8 protein-coding genes are annotated in these 21,318 nt (G+C 74.9%); all 8 read right to left on the reverse strand.

Going from position 1 to position 21,318, the window contains the following annotated elements; all coding sequences use genetic code 11:
- Positions 1 to 84 precede the first annotated feature (84 nt).
- Positions 85 to 3,333 carry an amino acid adenylation domain-containing protein gene (locus ACIGFK_RS18910; RefSeq protein ID WP_400052708.1) on the reverse strand — a complete coding sequence of 1,083 codons (3,249 nt, stop codon included), beginning with the start codon at positions 3,331 to 3,333 and terminating at the stop codon, positions 85 to 87.
- A gap of 19 nt (positions 3,334 to 3,352) precedes the next feature.
- Complete coding sequence (locus tag ACIGFK_RS18915; protein WP_400052710.1) at positions 3,353 to 6,562, reverse strand: amino acid adenylation domain-containing protein; 3,210 nt, start codon at positions 6,560 to 6,562, stop codon at positions 3,353 to 3,355.
- A complete protein-coding gene (locus ACIGFK_RS18920) occupies positions 6,559 to 8,376 on the reverse strand; it encodes a condensation domain-containing protein (protein ID WP_400052712.1) in 1,818 nt (605 codons plus the stop codon). The genes ACIGFK_RS18915 and ACIGFK_RS18920 overlap by 4 nt, the downstream gene beginning before the upstream one ends.
- The gene (locus tag ACIGFK_RS18925; protein WP_400052714.1) at positions 8,369 to 8,593 is read right to left on the reverse strand and encodes an MbtH family protein; all 225 of its coding nucleotides are present in this window, start codon (positions 8,591 to 8,593) and stop codon (positions 8,369 to 8,371) included. Before ACIGFK_RS18925 ends, ACIGFK_RS18920 begins: the two co-directional genes overlap by 8 nt.
- A gap of 75 nt (positions 8,594 to 8,668) precedes the next feature.
- Positions 8,669 to 10,936 carry a pyridoxal-phosphate dependent enzyme gene (locus ACIGFK_RS18930; RefSeq protein ID WP_400052716.1) on the reverse strand — a complete coding sequence of 756 codons (2,268 nt, stop codon included), beginning with the start codon at positions 10,934 to 10,936 and terminating at the stop codon, positions 8,669 to 8,671.
- Between the two features lie 2 nt (positions 10,937 to 10,938).
- On the reverse strand, positions 10,939 to 11,919 hold the full coding sequence (locus ACIGFK_RS18935; RefSeq protein WP_400052718.1) for a kinase: 981 nt from the start codon (positions 11,917 to 11,919) through the stop codon (positions 10,939 to 10,941).
- A complete protein-coding gene (locus ACIGFK_RS18940) occupies positions 11,885 to 13,453 on the reverse strand; it encodes an argininosuccinate lyase (RefSeq protein WP_400052720.1) in 1,569 nt (522 codons plus the stop codon). Before ACIGFK_RS18940 ends, ACIGFK_RS18935 begins: the two co-directional genes overlap by 35 nt.
- Positions 13,454 to 13,567: 114 nt before the next feature.
- Entirely contained in the window at positions 13,568 to 20,881 is a 7,314-nt protein-coding gene (locus tag ACIGFK_RS18945) for an amino acid adenylation domain-containing protein (protein WP_400052722.1), read from the reverse strand.
- Positions 20,882 to 21,318: the final 437 nt, after the last annotated feature.

Here is a 21,318-nt window from a genome sequence, read left to right on the forward strand (position 1 = left end):
TACGGGCGGGGTCTTCGCGGGGGCTGCGGCCTGTGACCGCGCGGCCAGGGGCCCGAAGGCGCCCGGCCGCGCGGTCACGTCTGGTCAGTCCTGATCACGGGAGCGGGGGCGCAGGGCCGGGCGGGCGGGTGCGGTGGCGGCCTCGGCCAGGCGGGCGGCGATGCCCGCCGGGGTGGGCGTCTCGAAGAGGTCGCGGATGCACAGTCGTACGCCCAGCTCCGTGCCGATGCGGCCGGCGAGCCGGGTGGCGAGCAGCGAGTGGCCGCCGTGGGCGAAGAAGTCGTCGTCCATGCCGGCCTCCTGGAGGCCGAGGACGGACGCGAAGATCTCGCAGACCGTCCTTTCGGCGGGCGTGGCGGGCAGCCGGCCGGCCGGCCGGTGCACGGTGGCCGGGTCGGGCAGCGCCTTGCGGTCCAGCTTGCCGTTGACGGTGAGCGGGAACCGCGGCAGGTGCAGGAACAGCGACGGGACCATGTAGTTGGGCAGGTTCCTGCCCAGTTCGGTACGGACCTCCTCGGCGGTGGGCGTGCCGGTGAAGTAGCAGATGAGCCGCTGCTGGCCCGCCTGGTCCCGGTCGACGGCGACGACGGCCTCGCCGACGCCCGGCACGGCGCGCAGCGCGGTCTCCACCTCGCCCAGTTCGATGCGGTTGCCGCGGACCTTGACCTGGTGGTCCTGGCGGCCGAGGAAGTCGAGCTGGCCGTCGGCCCGCATCCGGGCGAGGTCGCCGGTGCGGTACATGCGGCTGCCGGGGACGGCGGAGAACGGGTCGGGGACGTAGCGCTCGCTGGAGCGGCGCGGGTCGCGCAGGTATCCGGGGCCCACTCCGGTGCCGCCGATGAAGAGTTCGCCGGGCACGCCGGGCGGTACGGGGGCGAGCGCGGCGTCCAGCAGGTAGAGGGTGTTGTTGCGCAGCGGGCGGCCGACGGGAAGCCGGCCGTGCTCCAGCTGGGCGTGCACGTCGGGGCCGATGAAGGCGTGGGTGTTGTCGTCGGAGCACTCGGTCAGGCCGTAGGCGTTGACGATCGCGGCCTTCGGGTGGCGCGCGTACCAGCGGGTGCACAGTTCGGGCGGCAGCACCTCGCCGTTGACGATGAACCAGCGCAGCTCGGGCAGGGCCGGCGGCAGCACGCCGGTGTCCCAGAGGTCCACGGCGGCGCGGACGAAGGAGGGCACGGTCTCCAGGACGGTGATCCCGCGGCGGGCGGCGTCGTCGAAGAGGGCGGCCGGGTCGCGGGCGGTGTCGCGGGTGACCAGGTGGACCTGTCCGCCGGTGATCAGCGGGGCGAGCATCTGCCACACGGAGATGTCGAAGGTGAGCGGGGCGTTCATCACCACGCGGTCGCCGTCGCCGAGGCCGAGGTCCTCGACCTTGGCCAGGAGGTGGTTGTTCATGCCCCGGCGGTGGACCATGGCGCCCTTGGGCTTGCCGGTGGAGCCCGAGGTGAAGCAGACGTAGGCGAGGGCGTCGGGTCCGCCGGCCGGGGCCGGCCGCTCGCCGACGGCGGCGGCGGCGGCCGCGTCGTCGATGACCAGGACGGGCAGGCCGCCGGGGACGGCGGCGGCGATCTCCTCGGCGCGGGCCCGCTGTTCGGGGGCGGCCAGCAGGCGGGCGATCCCGCCGCTCGCGAGGAGGTCGGCGGTACGGGTGACGGGGCCTTCGGGGTCGAGGGGGACGTAGGCCGCTCCGGCGCCGAGGATGCCGAGCAGCGCGACGGGGACCCGGGCGGTGGGCTCGCTCAGCACCGCGACGAGGTCGCCGGGGCGCACGCCGTCGGCGAGGAGGGCCAGCGCGAGGGCGTCGGCGCGGGCGACGAGGGCCGCGTAGCGCAGCTCGCGCCCGGCCTCGTCGGTGGTGGCGACGGCGTCGGGCCGGCGCTGGGCCTGCTGCCGTACGCGCTCGACTGCCTCCGCGTACTGCTCGTCGCGCGCGGTGTCGTTCCATTCGACCAGGACGCGGTGGCGTTCGGCGGGCGAGAGCAGGTCCACGGTGCCCACCGGGCACGACGGGTCGTCGGCGACGGCTTCCAGGAGCCGGGCGAGCCGTTCGAGCAGGGCCTGGGCGGTGTCCCGTTCGAACACGTCCGGCCGGTAGTCGATCTGCAGGCGCAGCCGGTCACCGGGGATGGCGGTCAGCGAGAGCGGGTAGTGGGCGGCGTCGTACGGATCCACTCCGGTGACCCGGAGCCCGCCCGCTCCGAGGGCGGCGAGGCCGGCCTCGTCGACCGGGTAGTTCTGGAAGGCGACGCAGGAGTCGAAGAGCTCCCCCGCTCCGGCGAGCCGCTGGATCTCGACCAGACCCAGGTGGTGGTGGTCGATGAGGCGCGCCTGCTCGTCCTGGAGCCGTTCGAACAGGGCGACGAGGGACTCCGCGGGGTCGATCCGCACGCGGACCGGCACGGTGTTGATGCACAGGCCCACGATGTCGGCGACGCCGGGCAGTTCGGGGTCGCGGCCGCTGACGATGGCGCCGAAGACCACGTCCTCGGAGCGGATCTGTCGGCCGAGCAGGAGCGCCCACGCGCCCTGGAGCAGGGTTCCGGAGGTGATCCGGTGGCCGCGCGCGAGCGCGCCGAGCCGCTCGGTCAGGGACTCGGGGAGGTACGTCTCCACGCGGTCGGGCAGGACCGAGCCGGGCGGCGGGGACACGGGCGCGGTGCGGGTCCCGCCCGCGAGGCCGTCCAGGGCGCGGGTCCAGGCGTCCTGGGCGGCGGCCGTGTCGCGGCTGTGGAGCCGGCCCAGGAAGGCGGAGTACGGGGTGACCGGGCCCAGGGGCGCGTCGTCGGCGTGGTGCAGGGCGAGGAGTTCGCGCACCAGGACCGGCCAGGACCAGCCGTCCATCAGGATGTGGTGGTAGGTCAGCAGCAGCCGGTGGGACAGCGGGCCGGTGCGGATGAGGGTGAAGCGCAGCAGCGGCGGCCGGGCGAGGTCGAAGCGGGTGGCCCGGTCCTCGGCGAGGAGGGTGTCGACGGCGGCGGCGCGCTCGGCCGTGCCGAGTCCGGAGAGGTCCGTCTCCTGCCAGGGGGCCCGTACGCCCCGCTGGACGACCTGGGCGGGCTCGCCCGTGGCGCGGCGCAGGAAGCCGGCGCGGAGGTTGGCGTGCCGTTCCAGGACGGTGTCGGCGGCGGCGCGCAGCCGGTCCGCGTCGAGGGGGCCGTCGAGGTCGAGGAGCAGCTGGGCGACGTAGACGTCGCGTTCGTCCTCGTCGAAGAGGGCGTGGAAGAGGATGCCGTCCTGGAGCGGGGAGAGCGGCAGGACGTCCTCGACCACGGACCGTGCGGCGGGTGCCGCAGGTGCGGCGGCCGGGTCGGGGGTGGACGGCGGGTGGTTCACGGTGGTGTTCCTTCTGTGGTCAGGCGGTCTGGGTGCGGCGGGCCCGGCGGACGATCGGCGGGTCCTGCGCGGTGGCGCCGGCGGCTGCGGCGGCGGGCAGGGCGGCCGCCAGTTCGGCGACGGTGGGGCCGGTGAAGAACTGGCGGATGCCGACGGCGGCTCCGAACCGCGCCGTGACCTCGGCGAGCAGTCGGGTGGCGAGCAGGGAGTGCCCGCCGAGGTCGAAGAAGCTGTCGTGGACGCCGATCCTCGGCAGGCCGAGGACCTGTTCCCAGATCGCGCACAGGGCGCGCTCGTCGTCGGTGCGCGGTTCCTGATGGGCCCCGGCGGCGCCGGCCGTGGCCGGGTCCGGCGCGGGCAGGGCGGTCAGGTCGGTCTTGCCGTTGGCCGTCACGGGGAAGGCGTCCAGCAGCGTGAGGGTGGCGGGCACCATGTAGTCGGGGAGCCGGGCGCGCAGGTGTTCGCGCAGTTCCCGCGGGTCGGGTGCGGGGGTTCCTTCGGCGGGGACCGCGTAGCCCGCGAGCGCGGGTCCGGCGGCCGTTTCCACGACGGTGACCGCTGCCTGTCCCACTGCCGGGTGGGCGGCCAGGGCATGCTCGATCTCACCGGGTTCGATGCGCAGTCCGCGGATCTTGACCTGCCGGTCGGCGCGGCCGAGGTACTCGACCTGGCCGTCGGTGTTCCAGCGGGCCAGGTCGCCGGTGCGGTACATGCGGGCGCCCGGGGGGCCGTAGGGGCAGGCGACGAAGCGTTCGGCGGTCAGCGCCGCCCGGCCGAGGTAGCCCTGGGCCAGTCCGGCGCCGGCGATGTAGAGCTCGCCGATGACGCCGGGTGCCACGAGGCCGAGCCGCTCGTCCAGGACGTGGAGCTGCGTACCGTCGAGCGGCCGGCCGATGGGGACCTGGCCGTCTGGGGCCTCCTGGCCCGGGCCGACGGCGAAGGTCGCGGCGAAGGTGGTGGTCTCCGTGGGGCCGTAGGCATTGGTGACGGTAGTGCGGGGGCAGGCCTCGCGGACCCGGCGGACCATGGACGGCGAGGCGGCCTCGCCCCCGGTCATCACCTCGCGCAGCGTGCCGAGTGCGGGCAGGCAGCGGTCGGCGAGGACGTTGAAGAGGGTGGCGGTGAGGAAGGTCCCGGTGACCTCCTCCTCGGTCATCAGCCGGGCCAGCGCGTCGACGTCGAGGTCGCCGGGCGGCGCGACGACGACCAGGCCGCCGTTCAGGAGCGGCACCCACATTTCGTAGGTGGAGGCGTCGAAGGCGTGCGGGGAGCGGAACAGGACCCGTTCGTGCGCGCCGCCGCGCCAGCGCCCGTCGGTGGCGAGGGCGACGACCTCGCGGTGGGAGACGGCCACGCCCTTGGGGGTGCCCGTGGAGCCGGAGGTGTACATCAGGTAGGCGAGCGCGTCGGGATGCCCGGGGGGCCCGGCCGTCGCGGCGTCCGCGGCCGCGTCGGCAACGGCCCCGTCCGGGCGCAGTACGTGGCGTGGACCCGCCGGTACGGGCTCGCCGCCCGGGAGGTCGGTGACGAGGACGGCGGCCGCGGCCGCCGTGATCACGGCCTCGGTACGGGCGCGCGGGGCCCGCGCGTCCAGCGGCAGGTAGGCGGCGCCCGCCTTGAGGATGCCGAGGCAGGCGGCGACGAGGTCGGCCGAGCGGTCCATCAGTACGGCGACCGACTCGCCCGGGCGGACGCCGAGGGCGCGCAGCCGCCCGGCGATCCGGTCGGCCGAGGCGTCGAGTTCGCCGTACGTCGTCTCCCGGCCCGCGCAGAGCACGGCGGCGCGTCCGGGATGGGCGGCGGCCCGCTCCTCGAAGGCCCCGTGGACGGTGCGGGCGTCGGCGGCGACGGGTGCGCCCTGCCAGTGCTCGAGGAGGTCGGCGCGCTCCCCGGGCAGCAGGACGTCGAGTGCGGAGAGCGGTGTCCCGGGTGCGCGGACGACGGCTCCGATGAGGTGGACGAGCCGGTCCAGCAGGCGCCGGGCCGTCGCCTCGTCGAACAGGTCGCTCGCGTACTCCAGGCCGAGGGCCAGGCCCCGGGGTTCTCCGGTGGCCGGGTCGTGGAGCTCCTCGACCTCCAGGGTGAGGTCGAACTTGGCGGTGTCGGTGCGGACCGCCTCGACCTGCGCGGCCAGCCCCGCGAAGGCGGGGACCTGCGGCTCGGTGCGCTGGGCGGAGACCGCGACCTGGAAGAGCGGGTGACGGGCGGGCGAGCGGGCCGGGTTGAGGCGTTCGACGAGCGATTCGAAGGGCAGTTCCTGGTGGGCGTACGTCTCCAGGGCGGCGGACCGCACCCGGCCCAGCACCTCCGTGAAGGCGGGGTCGCCGGAGGTGTCGGCGCGCACGATCAGGGTGTTGACGAAGAGGCCCACGAGGTCGGTGAGGGCTTCGTCGTCGCGGCCGTCGACGGGGCAGCCGAGCGGCAGGTCGGTGCCGGCTCCGAGGCGGGTGAGCAGGACCGCGAAGGCCGCCTGGACGGCCATGAACGGCGTGGCGCGGCCGTCCCGGGCCAGCGCGGCCAGCCCCGCGTGGACCGCGGCGTCGGTCCGTGCCTCCACCAGTGCGCCCCGGTGGCCGGCCACGGCCGGACGCGGCCGGTCGGCGGGCAGGGCCAGTTCCTCGGGCAGGCCGTCCAGGGCGGCCGCCCAGTGGGTGAGCAGCCGGGCGTGTAGGGAGGCGGGGTCCTGGGCCGGGCCGAGGAGTTCGCGCTGCCACAGGGCGTAGTCCGGGTACTGGACGGGCAGTTCGGGCCATTCGGGCGGGCGGCCGGAGCACCGCGCGGTGTAGGCGGCGGCCAGGTCGCGGACGAGGACGTTCACCGAGTGGCCGTCGCCCGCGATGTGGTGCAGGACCAGGAGCAGGTAGTGGTCCTCGGCCCCGTCGGTGAACAGGTGGGCGCGCAGGGGCGGTTCGGCGGCGAGGTCGAACGGCCGCGACGAGGCTTCCGCGGCCTGCCGGGCGCGCTCGGCGGGCGGGCAGACGGTGACCGTGAGTACCGCAGCCGCGTCCGCGGGGTCCAGGACCCGCTGGTGGGGTCGGCCCGCCTCGTCGGGGAACACGGTGCGCAGGGCCTCGTGGCGGTCGGTCACGTCCGCGAGCGCGCCGTGCAGGGCCGGGCGGTCGAGGGCTCCGCGCAGCCGCAGCCCGATCGGGATGTGGTACAGCGCGCCGTCGGCGCCGTCCCGGGCGTGGAACCACAGCCGCTGCTGGGCGTGGGACAGAGGGATCACAGCAGGGCTCCGAGCTGGGATTCGAAGGAGTCGAGGTCGGCTTGGCTGACCTGGGCGAGGGAGACGTCGGAGGGGGTCAGCCCGCCGGCGTCCGGGCGGGCGGCGTGGGTGACGACGGCGCGCAGCATGGTGAACCACTCCTGCGCGAGGTCGTGAACCCGGTTCCGCGGGAAGACGTTGCCCGCCCAGGTCCAGGTGGCGCTGAGGGTGAGGCCGTCCGGGCCCTCGTGGGCGGCCGCGTTGACCTCCACGGCGTGGGCCATCGGCAGGCCTTCTTCGGCGTCGTCCAGGGCGAAGGCGTGCCCGGGCGCGGCGTCCCAGGGGGCGTCGCCGCCCATCGGGAACCGGCCGAGGTAGTTGAAGCCGATCTGGGGGATGCCGCGTGCGGCGAGGTCCGGCCCGGTACGGGAGTTGAGGTGGCGCAGCAGCCCGAAGCCGATGCCCTTGTCCGGTACGGCGCGCAGCTCCTCCTTGACCAGGCGCAGGGCGGCGCCGACGGCGGGTCCGCCGGCGCGGGCCTCGTCGAGGTCGGGCCGGCCCAGCGCGAGGCGGACGGGGAACACGGTGGTGAACCAGCCGACGGTGCGGGACAGGTCCGTGCCGTCGGCGACGTCCTCCCGGCCGTGGCCCTCGACGTCGACGAGGACGGCACCCTCCTCGTCCGCCCCGTCCTCGCCGTCGGCGTTGCGCCGGCCGAGCACGGCGAGGGCCAGGGCGGTCAGCAGGACGTCGTTGACGGTGCCGTTGACGAGTCCGGGCGCGGTGGTGAGCAGGGGGCCCGTCACGTCCGGCCCGAGGGTCAGGGTGAGGGTGTTGTCCGGGGTCTCGGGGGCGAGGCCGCCGGCCGGGCGGACCCCGGCGAGGGGCTGCGGGGCCTCGCGCAGGGCGGCGGCCCAGCGGTCGGCCTCGGCGGTCCGGCGGCCGGAGGTGGCCTCCGCGCGCAGCAGGTCGGCCCAGTGCGCGAAGGGGGTGTGCGCCGGTTCCAGGACGGGCTCGCGGCCCTCGGCGAGGGCCGCCGCGCAGGTCCGCAGGTCGTCCTGGAGGATCCGCCACGAGACGCCGTCGACCACGAGGTGGTGGACGACGAGCGCGAGGCGTCCCTGCTGTCCGGCTCCCCGGTCGAGGAGTACGGCGCGCAGCATGTGGCCGTCGCGGGGGGAGAGCAGCCGCCGCGCGGCCCGCATCCGCTCCCGGGTCAGGGCGGGGAGTTCCGCCTCGCCGGTCCCGCGGGCGTCCACGTGCTCGGTCAGGTCCGCCGCGGCGACGGAGCCCGCGGGTGGGACGACCGGTTCGGCGCCGGTGGCCCCGATCCCGTCGGGCAGCCGCAGGCGGAGCATCTCGTGGGTGTCCAGGAGGGCCTGGACGGTGCGTTCGGCGGCGGCCGCCCCGAAGCCCGGCGGGGTGCGCAGGACGAGCGACTGGTTGTAGGTGTCGACGGGACCGCCGAGTTCGGCGAGCCAGCCCATGATGGGGGTGGGGGCCAGCGGGCCCAGCCGGCGCGGGGGCACGGCGGGGCCGGCGCTCTCCCCCGCCCGGCCGTGGGCCCGGGCGGTGGCGGCGAGCGCGCTCACGCTCTCGGCTCGGAGCACGTCGCGGGTGCTGACGACGAGGCCGGCCGCGCGGGCGCGGCTGACGACCTGGATCGCCTGGATGCTGTCGCCGCCGAGCCCGGTGAAGCTGTGGCCCGCGTCGACCTCGGTGCGGCCGAGGACCTGGGCGAAGAGGGTGCGCAGGGTCCGTACGGGGTCGGCGCCCGTGTCGGTGTCGCTTCCGGTGCCGGCCGACTGCCCGGTGGGGTGGACGGGCTCAGCCACGGGGCGCGTACCCGGCGAGGGCGGCCACCAGGGAGGCGGGGCGCATGTCGGTCCAGACCCGCTCGACGTGGTCCAGGCAGGCCTGCCGGCCGTCGGGGCCGTGCACCACGGTCCAGCCGGCCGGGACGGGGTTGGCCGCGGGCCACAGGGAGTGCTGGAGCTCGTCGTTGCGGACCACGACGTAGGTGGCGTTGTCGTTCTCGAAGGGGTTGCTCATGGCGGTTCGCCTTTCGGGTCGGGTGCGGTCGTACGGGGTCGTACGGCGCGTCGTCGGAACAGGTACGGCGGAGGATCAGGAGCGGGGTTCGGCCTCGATGTCGAGGCGGAGCAGGGCCCGCGCCGCGTCGAGGGCGGCGTGCACGCCCTCGGGCTCCGGATGGCGGGCGATCACGTGCCCGAGGCGGTCGGAGGCGCTGCGGGGCTTGCGTACGGGCGTGCCCGGGGCGGCGGTGACCAGCACCGACTCGACCCCTTCGACGGCGGCGGCCTCCCGGGTGCCGTGGGCGGCCGCGAGGGTGCCGTCGGCGTCGGCGAGGACGAACTGGATCCCGGCGTGGCCGGCCCCCTCGGCCTTGAGGTGCGGGGGCAGGCCGAGGGCGGTGCGCAGCTGCGCGTCGAGGAGGTCGACGCCGGTGGCGAGCCGGATCAGTTCGGGGATCATGCCGCCGGCCGGGCGCGGGTTGATCTCGATGAGGGCGGGCCCTTCGGCGGTCAGTTTGACCTCGGTGTGGGTGGCTCCCAGGCGGATCCCGGCCGCGTCCAGGGCCGCCGTCACCGTCTCGGTGATCTGCTGGGCGGTCGCGGCGGGCAGCGGGGCGGGGAAGAGGTGGCGGTGCTCGACGAAGTGCGGGCCGGCGGTCACGGACTTGGCGGTGATGCCGACGCACACGGTCCGCCCCTCCCCGCTGAACATCTCGACGCTGTACTCCGGCCCGTCCAGGTACTCCTCGACGAGGACGGTGCGGGCGGTGGGCATGCCCCGTACGTTGGTGTCGATCGCGAGGATCTTCTCGATCTGGGCGCGGACCTCCGACGCGTCGGCGCAGAGCAGGACGTTGGTGGAACCCGAGTCGTCGGCCGGCTTGACCACGCAGGGCAGTCCGGTGCGGGCGACGGCCTCCGCCGCCCCGGCCGGTTCGCGCACGAGGGCGTACCGCGGCTGGCGGACGCCCGCGGCCTCCAGCCTCTCGCGCAGGGCGGCCTTGTCGCGGCAGACGGCCACGGCGTCGGGCGGGTTGCCGGGCAGGCCCAGCCACTGGGCGATCCGGGCTGCGGCCGGTACGTAGAAGTCGCTGGTGGTGGTGACGCCCGCGATCTCCTCGCGGCGGAACCGCTCCTGTACGGCGGCGCGCAGGGCGGCGTCGGAGTTGGTGTCGCAGCGCACCACCTCGGCGCCGGTGTCCGCGAGTCCCCGGTAGCGGTCGGGGTCGCCGGTCAGCAGGACGGGTACGGTGCCCAGTTCGCGCGCCCGGTCCAGGGCGAGCATGCCGGTGCCGGTGGTGTTGGACTCCACGAACAGCAGGTGCCGCCGGATCCCGGCGGGCGGGCTGTAGGCGAGGGTGGACCAGGTGCGGGCGGTCCCCTCGGGGCCGAGCGGAGCCGGCGCGGTGGCGGTGGGCACCTCGCGGAGCCGGTGGGCGTCCCAGTGCTCGTCGTTGTAGACGGTGTCGGCGTAGCGGTCGCCGCGGTCGGGCAGGATGCCGACGATCCGGCTCCCGGGCTCGGCGCGGTCGGCGAGGCCGGTGAGGACCCGGTAGACGGAGCCCGAGGTGTTGCCGCCGAAGATCTGCTGCTCGCGGGCGAGGTCCCAGGTCGCGGCGAAGGCTTCGTGGTCGTTGAGCCAGTGCACTTCGTCGACGAGGGTGCGGTCCAGGTTCTTGGGCAGCAGGCTGTTGCCCAGCCCGCTCTGCAGCCGCTGCGGTACGTCGGGCTGGCCGAAGAGGGCGCTGCCCACGCAGTCGACTCCCACGACGTGCAGGGCGGGCAGGCTCTCGCGCAGCGCCCGGGCGGTGCCGCACAGGGAGCCGCCGCTGCCGACGGCCCCGACGAGGGTGTCGAACCGGCCGAGATCTGCGAGGAGTTCACCGGCGAGGGTGCGGTAGGCGCCGGGGTTGTCGGGGTTGGTGTACTGCTGCGGCCAGAAGGCGCCGGGCAGTTCGGCGAGCAGCTCCGCGAGCCGCTCCAGGCGGGCGCTCTGCCAGCCGTGGCTGGTCATCGCCTCGACGACGTGCACCCGGCAGCCCAGGGCTCGGAGTTTGGCGAGGGTGACGGGGTCGATCCGCGGGTCGGTGACGATGTGCACCTCGTGGCCCAGCGAGCGGCCGACGAGGGCGACGCCGAGGGCCATGGTCCCCGAGGAGCTCTCGATGACGGGGTCTCCCGGCTTCAGGGTGCCCAGCCGCCTGGCCTCCAGCAGGATGTTGCGGGCGACGCGGTCCTTCATCGCGAACAGGTTCTGCAGTTCCAGCTTGGCGTAGACCTCCACGCCCCGGGCCTCGCCCAGACGCAGCCGGACCAGCGGGGTCGCGCCGATCGCGTCCGTCACGGTGTCGAACAGCATGGTCAGATCTCCAGCTCGGTGGGGTGGGCGGGCGCGGCCGTCGGGCTCCAGCTGTCGTCGGCGCCGAGGGAGCGGTGTACGGACACCTCGCCGCCGAGGGCGGCGCAGCCGGCCCGGACGTGCTCGGTCTTGCCGGCGAGGGCCGGGTCGTTCGCCTCCAGGAGGACGCCGAGCATGGTGCCGCTGTGGGCGAGGACCAGGCCCAGGCCGTCGACCTCGCGGCACAGGGCGTGCAGTTGCGTGAATCCGGCGCGCCGGCGACGGTGGGCGTTCATCTCGGCGCTGCGGGTGGCGACGGCGCCGACCTCGGCGAGGTCGCCGAGGGCCACGGCGTCGGTGAGCCGGTCCAGCAGGAGCGCGTACTCCTCCCGGTCGGCGGCGTCGATGGCCCGGGCGCCCCGGTTGTGCGCGACGGTGTCCACCTGGCCGCCCTCGTCGTGGGCGACCACGGCGAGTGGCGGCAGCACCCCGAGCCGGCGGCCGAGGCGCACCTCCCGGTGGTGGAAGGCGACGATCTCGTCGTACATGACCCCGTCGGCCGGTTCGATGCCGCGCAGGAAGTCCTCCGTCTCGGCCGGGGTGAAGGCGCGTCCGTGGGCGGCCCCGACGGCCCGTACGGTGGCGACCAGGTCGGCGGAGGAGCTGGCGAGGCCCTTGCCCTCGGGCAGGTCCCCGGCGACCTCCAGGAGGCCGCCGTCCGCCGTGCCGAGGGCGGCGAGGACGGCCTCGGCGACACGGCGGGACTTGGCCTTGTGCGCCGGGCGCACCCGGACCCCGCGGCGGCCGGGCTCGGGGCGGAACACGGCGGTGGCCCAGCGGGCGAGGGGGAAGGTGACCAGGAAATCCCCCTGCGGGTGGGGCAGGGCGCCCTGGAGCAGTTCGCCGAAGGTGCCGAAGGCGCTGCCGGAGCCGGGGCCGACGGGGACGGCGGCCGCCCCTGCGACGGTGTCAGTGGGCGTGCTGTACGCGGGTGCGGGTCCCATCGCCGTCCTCCTCATGGGTCGTGTCGTCGGGCGCTCCGTACAGGGCGCGGTCGCCCTCCTCGGCGCCCGCGCGGAGCGCGGCGGCGCGCGTCCGCCAGTCGGCGCGCAGCTGCTCGTACGTCTCCTGCTGGGTGCTCAGGACCGCGCGGACGGCGTCGGGGCGGGCCGACCCGGTGGACACCATGCGCTCCAGGCCCCGGCCGACGTCGAAGGCCTCGGCGAGGAGCCGGGCGGGGTCGGCGAGGGTGATGCCGTGTCCGGCGGCCGCCTCGGCCAGCAGGGCGGGTTCGCCCGGGGCGGGGGCGGCGCCCGCCGTCGCGGCGAGCACGACGTACTTCCCGGCGACGACCTGGGCGGTGCGCCAGGGCACCCCTTCGGTGAGGCAGAGGGCGTTGGCGAGGCTGAAGCCGCCGAGGAACTCGCGCTCGCACACCTGGCGCATGCGGTCGGCGCGGAAGGTGAGCCTGCGCAGCACCTCGGTGAGGAGGCGGACGGTGCCGTGGGCCGAGTCGAAGGCGTTCAGCAGGTGGGTGCCGGCCTCCTTGGACACCTCGACGAGGTTGCAGAAGGGGGTGTTGCGCTGACCCAGGAGCACGTCGAAGTGGAAGGCGGTCAGGTGGGCGGTGCGCCCGCGGATGCGTTCCAGGACCGGGTAGTTCTTCTTCTGCGGCATGGCGGAGGAGATGCCGGACAGTTCGTCGGGCAGTTCGATGAAGCCGTACTCGCTGCCGCCCCAGGTGAGCAGGTCGGTGGTGAAGCGGCTCAGGGCGGTGCCCAGCAGGCTGAGTTCCGCGGTCAGTTCGGCGCTCCAGCGGCGCGAGGCCACGGCGGTCAGCGCGTGGGGCTGCGGCCGGGAGAAGCCGAGCAGCCGGGCCATCCGGTCGCGGTCCCAGGGCAGTTCCTGCCCTGCCATGGCGCCGGCGCCCAGCGGGCAGGCGTCGATGCCGTCGTAGGCGTTCAGCAGCCGGGCGTGGGTGTGCAGCAGGTGTTCGGAGAGCGCGGCGAGGTGGAAGCCGGGGGTGATGATCTGGGCGGCCTGGAAGTGGGTGTACCCCGGCATGGGCAGGTCACAGGTCTCCTGCGCCAACTGGTGTACGACCGCGCCGAGTTCGAGGAGCGCGTCGGCGAATCGGGCGAGCTGGTCACGGCCGTACATCACCTGGGCGCAGGCCTGGAGGTCGTTGCGGCTGCGGTCGGCGTGCCAGTGCGTGACCGGGGCGGGCAGGCCCGCCTCTACGTGCCGTTCGAGGGCGAAGGCGATGTCCGACATGTTGGCGCCGGGCTGCGCGCTGAGGGTGTCGGGCCCGACGGCGTCCAGCAGGACGGCGATCCGGTGGGCCTCCTCGGCGGTGATCAGGTCCATGCGGACGTACTCGGCGGCCAGGGTCTTCTCGATGGCGACGTAGTGGCGCAGCAGGTGGCGTGACTCGAACCCGAACTGCGGGGCGAGGACTTCGTCGTGGAGGAGTTCGGCGGGACCGCCGCGGATCCGGCCGCTCAGCTCGGGGGCGGGCCCCGGGGTGTCACTCGTCACGTGGTGTGTTCCGTTTCCTGTTCTGGTGCGGGGCGCGGGGGCGTGCCGGGGCATGCCTGATCGACGCGCGGCGCGGGAAGGGGGCGGGTACCCCGGGCGGGCCGGGGTACCCGTTCAGCGGTGGTCGGCCGCGGCGAGGGCGGTGCGCAGGAGGGCGGCGGCCCGGGTGCTGTGCGGCGGCCGCATCAGCCCGTAGTGGTCGGTGGCGGCGTCGTGGCGGGTGAAGCCGGCCCCGGCCCGCCCGGCCCATCGGTCGGCGGCCTGCTCCCGGGCCCCGGTCCGGCTCTGGAGGAAGAGGACGGTGCAGGGGGCGGCCGGGGGCTCGTACGCGGCGGCGGCGCGGATCCCGGTCCGGAACACCGCGTAGTGCCGGGCGAGGTCCCGCGGGTCCAGTCCGGGGGCGAAGCCGTCGCGTTCCACCTGCTCGGCGAGGACGGTGAGCCGGTCCGTGGTGTCGGCGAGGCTCCGCAGGGCGCTGCGCAGCGCGGACACGCTCTCGTCGGCGGGATCGAAGCCGGCGGAACGGGCCAGGTCCTCGTGGAACCACTCCAGCAGCTCGCACTCGTCGTCGGGGACGTGGCCGGGCTCCGGGTAGCCGGTGTCCAGCAGCGCGAGGGTCGCCACCTCCTCCCCGGCGGCCCGCAGTTGGACCGCCATCTCGTGGGCGAGGAGCCCGCCGAAGGACCAGCCGGCCAGGTGGTAGGGGCCGGAGGGGCGGATCCGGCGCAGGGCCTCCAGGTGGGCGGCGGCCAGCTCCTCGACCGTGGCGTCTTGGGCCGCTGCGGGGTCGGTCAGCCCGGGCGCCGTCAGGCCGAACACCGGACGTTCGGTGCCCAGTTCGGCGGCCAGGGTGCGGTAGCAGAGGACGTTCCCGCCGATCGGGTGGACGAGGAAGAGCGGGTCGAGCGCGCCCTCGGGCTGGAGGCGGACCACCGGGTCCGGGGCCGCGCCGACGTGGCGGTCCCGTAGCAGCGCGGCCTGCCGGGCGACGGTCGGGTGCTCCAGGACGGCAGAGACGCCGAGGCGTTCGCCGAAGGCCTGGTTGATCCGGCCGATCAGGCGCAGGGCGTCGATGGAGTGCCCGCCGGACTCGAAGAAGTCGTCGTGGACGCCGACCGTGCCGGCGTCCAGCAGCCGCTCCCAGATCCCGGCGAGACGGGATTCGAGGCCGTCGCGGGGCGGGGTCGGTTCGACGCCGCCGCGCAGGTCGGCGGGGTCCGGGTCGGGCAGGGCGGCGCGGTCCAGTTTGCCGTTGGCGGTCAGCGGGAGGGCCGGCAGGCACACCCAGGCGGACGGGACCATGTACTCGGGGAGCCGCTCCCGGGCGTGGGCGGCGAGTGCGCCCGGGTCGGGGGCGGGTGCGGCGTCCGGGCCGGCCGCGTCGGGGACGAAGTAGCCGACGAGGCGTTCGCCGCGGGGCAGGACCGCGCAGTCGCGCACGCCGGGGTGTTCGGCGAGGACGGCTTCGATCTCCCCGGGCTCGACGCGGAAGCCGCGGATCTTGAGCTGGTGGTCGGTGCGGCCCGCGTACTCCAGGGCTCCGTCGGGGCGGTGCCGGGCCAGGTCGCCGGTCCGGTAGAGGCGGCGGGTGGTGCCGTCGGGGCCGGTGTGCTCGATGAAGCGCTCGGCCGTCAGCTCGGGACGTCCGTGGTAGCCGTCGGCGAGGCCGACGCCTTCGAGGAAGAGCTCACCGGTGACGCCGAGGGGGACCTCGGCCAGCCGGCGGTCCAGGACATGGGTGCGCATGTTGGCGATGGGCCGGCCGATGGGCACGGTGTCGCCGCCGTCCGGCCGGCACTGCCAGTACGTGACGTCGACGGCCGCCTCGGTGGGCCCGTAGAGGTTGTGCAGCTCGACGCCGGGCAGTCGCTCGAAGAACCTGCGCTGGACCTCGTACGGCAGGGCCTCGCCGCTGCAGACCACCCGGGTGAGACCGGCCGCGCCGGCCACGGCCGCGGGGTCGTCGAGGAAGACGCTGAGCATGGAGGGGACGAAGTGCACCGTGGTGACGCCCTCGTCGTGGATGAGCCCGGCGAGGTAGCCGGGGTCGCGCTGGCCGCCGGGGCGGGCGAGGACCAGGATGGCGCCCGTCAGCAGGGGCCAGAACAGCTCCCACACGGAGACGTCGAAGGTGTACGGCGTCTTGTGCAGCACCCGCTCCCCCGGGACCAGCCCGTACTCGTCCTGCATCCACAGCAGCCGGTTGGCGATGGCGCGGTGCGAGACCACGACGCCCTTGGGCTTGCCGGTGGAGCCCGAGGTGAAGATCATGTACGCGGGGTCGGAGGGCTCGGGTGCCCCGGCGGGACCCGCAGTGCCGGACGCGGCCGCGTCCGGCCGCAGGACGGTGACCCCGGAGCCTTCCAGCCGCTCCGCCCACGCGCCTTCGGTGACCACCAGGCCGATGCCGGACTCGGCGAGCAGGGACCGCACGCGCGGCGCCGGGTGCTCCGGATCCAGAGGGACGTAGGCGGCGCCCGACTTCAGGACGGCGAGCAGGACGACGGGCAGGGCGAGAGAACGTTCCAGCAGCAGGCCGACGAAGGTACCGGGGCCCGCGCCCCGCTCCCGCAGGGCCGCGCACAGCCGCTCGGCCGCAGCGTCCAGGGCACGGTAGGTCAGCTCGGCGTTCTCGAAACGCACCGCCGGGGCGTCCGGGGTCCGGTCGCGCTGCGCGTCGATCAGCCGGGTCAGGACGTGCGGCTGCGGGTAGTCGACGACGGTCCGGTTCCAGTCGGCGTAGCGGCGGTGTTCGGCCTCCGACAGCAGGTCGGCGGTCGTGCAGTCGCGATCGGGGGCCTCGGCCATGTCGCACAGGGCGGCCGTGTAGGAGGCGTGCGCGCTCTCCATCTGCGCCTCGGAGAACTGGGCGGCGTCGAAGCGCAGGCCGAGTTCGAGCAGGGAGCCGTCGGGGCTGCGGGAGAACTCCGCGCCGAAGGCGAAGTCGGTGCCGGCCTCTCCGGTCTCCTCCAGCACGGTGAACGCGCCCTCGGCCGGCCCGTCCCGCTCCACGTGGAAGTGGGTGTAGTTGAAGAAGGTCTCGAAGAGCGGGCCGCGCCCGGACAGGCGCTGGATCTCGGCGAGCGGGAAGCGGCGGTGCGCGTGCAGCTCCGCCTCCAGCTCGGCGACGTGCGCGACGAGGCCGCGCCAGCTGAGACCGGTGATGTCGGCGCTCAGCGGCAGGGTGTTGAGGAAGACTCCGACGACCTTGTCGCCGTCGGTCTCCTCGGCTCGGCCGTTGTGGACCACTCCGGTGGTGACGGCGTCGCCGCCGCCCAGCAGGGCCATGGCCCTGAGGTGGGCGGCGAGCAGGACGGTGCGCAGCGGTGCGCCGCACTCGGCGGCCAGGGCGGTCAGCCGGGCGTGCAGCCCTTCCGGGAGCGGCGCGAGGTACCAGGACATCGTGGCGGGCCCGCCGGTCGCCGCCGGGCGGGGCAGCCGGGTCGCGGGGGCGTCGGCGGCCTTGCCGGTCCAGAAGGCCCGCTGGCCGGCGTCCGCCAGCGCGGCCCGTTCCAGGGCGACGAAGGTGGCGAACCGGGAGCGGGGGCCCGCGTCCGGGGAGGGACCCTCCGCAGGGGTCCGGGCGGCGAGCGCCTCGGTGTAGCAGGAGGCGAGTTCCGTGAGGAGCGAGCGTTCGCTCCAGCCGTCGAGGACCGCGTGGTGCTCGGCGACGAACAGCTGGAGCCGGGTGTCGGAGAGCCGCTGGACGTGGAAGCGGATCAGCGGGGGCCGGTCCCAGGTGAACGGCCGGTCGCGCTCGGCGGCGTAGCGGGCGGCGACGGCGGTGCGCTGTGCCTCGGCGTCGAGGCCGTACAGGTCCTCGAAGGTGATCTCCGGGCGGGCGCCGCGGTGGACGAGCTGGAGGGGCTCGGTGAATCCGTGCGGGTCGAAGGAGGTGCGCAGCATCTCGTGCCGGGCTGCGAGGACCTCGACGGTGGTCCGCCAGGCGTCCTCGGAGTAGGGCGCTTCGACCAGGTAGGAGGCCACGTTGTGGTAGACGCGTCCGCCGGCCGACGGCAGGTCGCTGTGGTAGAGCATGCCGGCCTGGAGCCGGGTCATCGGGTAGGCGTCCTCCAGTCCCTCGGGCAGGGCGGCGCGGTCCTCGGGGGTGAGCAGGACGAACGGCTGGTACGGGGCTTCGGCGCCGGCCTCCTCCTCCCGCCGGGTCACGACGGGGGCCAGCGCGCGGGCCGTCTGACGGCGCATGAGGTCGGCGACGGTGAGGTCGAGGCCACGTTCCCGGATCCGGGCGAGCACCTGGAGGGAGCGGATGGAGTCCCCGCCGAGGGCGAACCAGTTGTCCAGGGCGCCGACCCGTTCGTGCCCGAGGACCTGGGCGAAGACCTCGGTGAGCGCGGTCTCGACCGGACCGCGGGGTGCCTCGTAGGCGGCGGTGGGGGTGCGGCCGGCCGAGCCGGGGGCGGGCAGCCGGCGCCGGTCGGTCTTGCCGTTGGCGGTCAGCGGGAAGGCGGGCAGGGTGACGAACGCGCCGGGGATCATGTAGCCGGGCAGCCGCCGCGCGAGGTGCTCGCGCATCTCCTCCACGGTGGGGCCGGCGCCGTCCTCGGCCCCGGTCACGGCCAGATAGCCGACCAGGACGTCGTTCCCCGCGGGATCCGGTGCGACGAGTGCGACCGCGGCGTCGACGAGGGGGTGGGCGGCCAGCGCCGCCTCGACCTCGCCGAGTTCTATCCGGAAGCCGCGCAGTTTGACCTGGTGGTCGATGCGGCCGAGGTACTCCAGGTCCCCGTCGGGCAGGGCGCGCGCCAGGTCGCCGGTGCGGTACAGCCGCTCGCCCTCCATGAGCCCGGCGGGCCCGTCGGCGCCGCGGCCGGCGAGTCCGGTGGGGAAGCGCTCGGCGGTGAGTTCGGGCCGGCGCAGGTAGCCGCGGGCCAGGCCGGCCCCGGCGACGTACAGCTCCCCGACGGCGCCGCGCGGGACGGTCCGGCCGCGCGCGTCGAGCAGGTGCAGGCGCAGATCGGGGATGGGCACGCCGATGACGCTGCCGCGGCCCTCCTCGGCGTCGACGGCGGTCAGCGGCCGGTAGGTGACGTGCACGGTCGTCTCGGTGATGCCGTACATGTTGACCAGGCGGGGTGCGGTGTCGCCGTGCCGGGCGAACCACCCGGCGAGGGCGGCGACGTCGAGGGCTTCCCCGCCGAAGACGACGTGGCGCAGGGCGAGCCCTGGGGCGTCCGCACCGGCGGTGCGCTGGTGCTCCTCGTCGGCACGGGCCAACTGGTAGAAGGCGGAGGGGGTCTGGTTGAGGACGGTGACCCGTTCGGCGCGCAGCAGCCGGTGGAACTCCTCGGGCGAGCGGCTGGTCCCGTACGGGACCACGACGAGGCGGCCGCCGTGGGCGAGGGCTCCCCACAGCTCCCAGACGGAGAAGTCGAAGGCGATGGAGTGGAAGAGGGTCCACACGTCGTCGGGGCCGAAGCCGAACCAGTGGTCGGTGGCGGAGAACAGCCGGGTGACGTTGGCATGGGGCACCAGGGTGCCCTTGGGGAGGCCGGTGGACCCGGAGGTGTAGATGACGTAGGCCAGGTGGTCCGGGGTCACGCCGGTGTCGGGGGCGGTGTCGGGTTCGGCGGCCAGGAGCGGGGCGTCGGCGAGCAGGTCGACGGTGTGCAGGCCGGGGCCGTCCCACAGGGCCCGGGTGTCGGTCGTGCCGACGACGTGCTCCAGGCGGGCGTCCTGGACGATGTGGCGCAGCCGCTCGGGCGGGTTGTCGGGGTCGAGCGGCAGGTAGGCGCCGCCGGCCTTGAGGATGCCGAGCAGAGCGACGACGAGGTCGGCGGAGCGGGGCAGGCACAGTCCGACGAGGGTGTCGGGGCCCACGCCGAGGGCGCGCAGCCGGTGCGCGAGCCGGTTGGCGCGGGTGTCGAGCTCGCGGTAGGTGAGGGAGATGCCCTCGTGGACGAGGGCGACCGCGTCGGGAGTGCGGGCGGCGTGTCCGGCGAAGATCTCGTGGACGCAAGTTCGCTCGCCCGGGGTGTGCGGGAGGGCGGCGCGGTCCGGGAGCGGCGAGCCGATGCCGGTCCGCTCGTCGGCCGACAGCATCGGCAGTTCGCCGATCGGCAGTTCGGGGTTCTCGGTGGCGGCGTCCAGGAGGCGGGCGAAGTGCCGGCCGAACTGTCGGACGGTGGCGGCGTCGAACAGGTCCGCCCGGTACTCCAGCCGGCAGCTCAGCGCGCCGCCGGTGCGTACGACGTCGAAGGTCAGGTCGAACTTGGCGGTCCCCGCCGGTCCTTCGAGCAGCGTGGCCTTCGGGCCGGGCAGGCCGTCGGTCATGCCGTCCTCGTCGTGCAGGCCGAACATGACCTGGAAGGGGACGGCCTCCTCGCCGGTGCGTCCGGCGGCGATCCGGTCGACGACGCGTTCGAAGGGCAGGTCCTGGTGGTCCTGGGCGTCGAGCACGGTGTCCCGTACGCGCTCCAGGTGGACCCGGAAGGAGGGATCGTCGGACAGGTCGGCGCGGATCACCAGCGTGTTGACGAACAGGCCGACCGTGTCCTGGAACTCCTTGCGGCCCCGGCCCGCCACCGGCGTCCCGACGAGTACGTCGTCGGTGCCCGTGTAGCGGCCCAGCACGATCTGGAAGGCCGCCAGCATCAGCGTGTACGGGGTGCTGCGGGTGTCACGGCACAGGCGCTCCATCCGGGCGAGCACCGGGGCCGGCACCTCGAAGGAGTGCAGCGCCGCAGCGCCGCGGGCCGCTCCTGCGGCGGGCCTGCCGTCGCGGGGCAGGGGCGCGTCGGGCAGTTCGCCGTCCAGCTGCTTCTCCCAGTAGGCGAGCTGGCGCTGGGCGGCGGCGCCGCGGAGCCATTCCTCCTGCCAGTCGGAGAAGTCGGCGTACTGGTACTCGGGGGCCTCCGGTGCCGCGATCCCGGCCGAGCTCGACCGGTCGGTGCCGTCGGTCCCGTCGCCGTAGCGGGCGTACGCGGCGAGGAGCTCGCGGGCGAGGATCCCGACGGACCAGCCGTCGGCGACGATGTGGTGCATGGCGAGCGCGAGGACCGCTCCCTCGGGGGTGTGCAGCAGGGCCGCCCGGAAGAGCGGTCCGGACTCCAGGTCGAAGGGCCGGTGGTGTTCGGCGGCCATCCACTCCTCGGCGTCCCCGGCTCCGCGGGCCGTGGCGGAGGACCAGACGAGCGCGGCCTCGGTGTCGATGTGCTGCCACAGTTCGCCGTCCCGCAGGACGAAGCGGGTGCGCAGCGCCTCGTGCCGGTCGACCAGACCCTGGGCGCAGGCGCGGAGCGCGGCTTCGTCCACCGGGCCTTCGAGGCCGTAGAAGACGGGCATGTGGTAGGTCGGCCTGCCCTCCTCCAGCTGCTGGAGGAAGTACATCCGCTGCTGCGCTCCGGACGCGCGGAACGCGCTGAACGACGGCTCCGCAGGGCGTTCGATCGGATCGTGACTGGCCAAGACAACTCCCTCGGCGCCGCACCGGTGACCGGCCCGCGACGCATGCTCCGCTTGCTTGCCCGTTCAGCCTAGGAACAGCATCGATTCGGGTGAAGTCGCCTGTTTCCGGTCCCCTGTTCACGTGACATGAGCCGTGGACGACCTGCGCAAGTACTGGCGGAAGGCCGTGTTCCGAGGCCGTTCGGGGGCCTCGGGGCGCGTGCGATGGCGACTGGCTCAGCAACCCACAGTCCCTGCCGACGCGCCACGGGCGTGGTGGTGCCGAGGTTCGGGGTGCGTCGCCGGCGGTCGTGCCACAGGTGGGCGGAGTCATCGGGCTGGCGGTGATCCGAATGAGTGGCCCAGGAATCCCTGTTGGCCGGGCGCGGCACTGAAAAGATCGCATCGACGCAACGGTGGAACGGGGGGAACGGGGGGAGCGGACATGCAGGGAAGAC

Origin of the sequence: Streptomyces sp. NPDC085524 (assembly GCF_044541755.1) — a bacterium.
Lineage (GTDB): Bacteria > Actinomycetota > Actinomycetes > Streptomycetales > Streptomycetaceae > Streptomyces.

Excerpts from the sequence above, each read along its gene's own strand:
- ACIGFK_RS18925 (WP_400052714.1), bottom strand. The coding sequence starts at position 8,593 with ATGAGCAACCCCTTCGAGAACGACAACGCCACCTACGTCGTGGTCCGC.
- ACIGFK_RS18930 (WP_400052716.1), bottom strand. The coding sequence starts at position 10,936 with ATGCTGTTCGACACCGTGACGGACGCGATCGGCGCGACCCCGCTGGTC.
- ACIGFK_RS18935 (WP_400052718.1), bottom strand. The coding sequence starts at position 11,919 with ATGGGACCCGCACCCGCGTACAGCACGCCCACTGACACCGTCGCAGGG.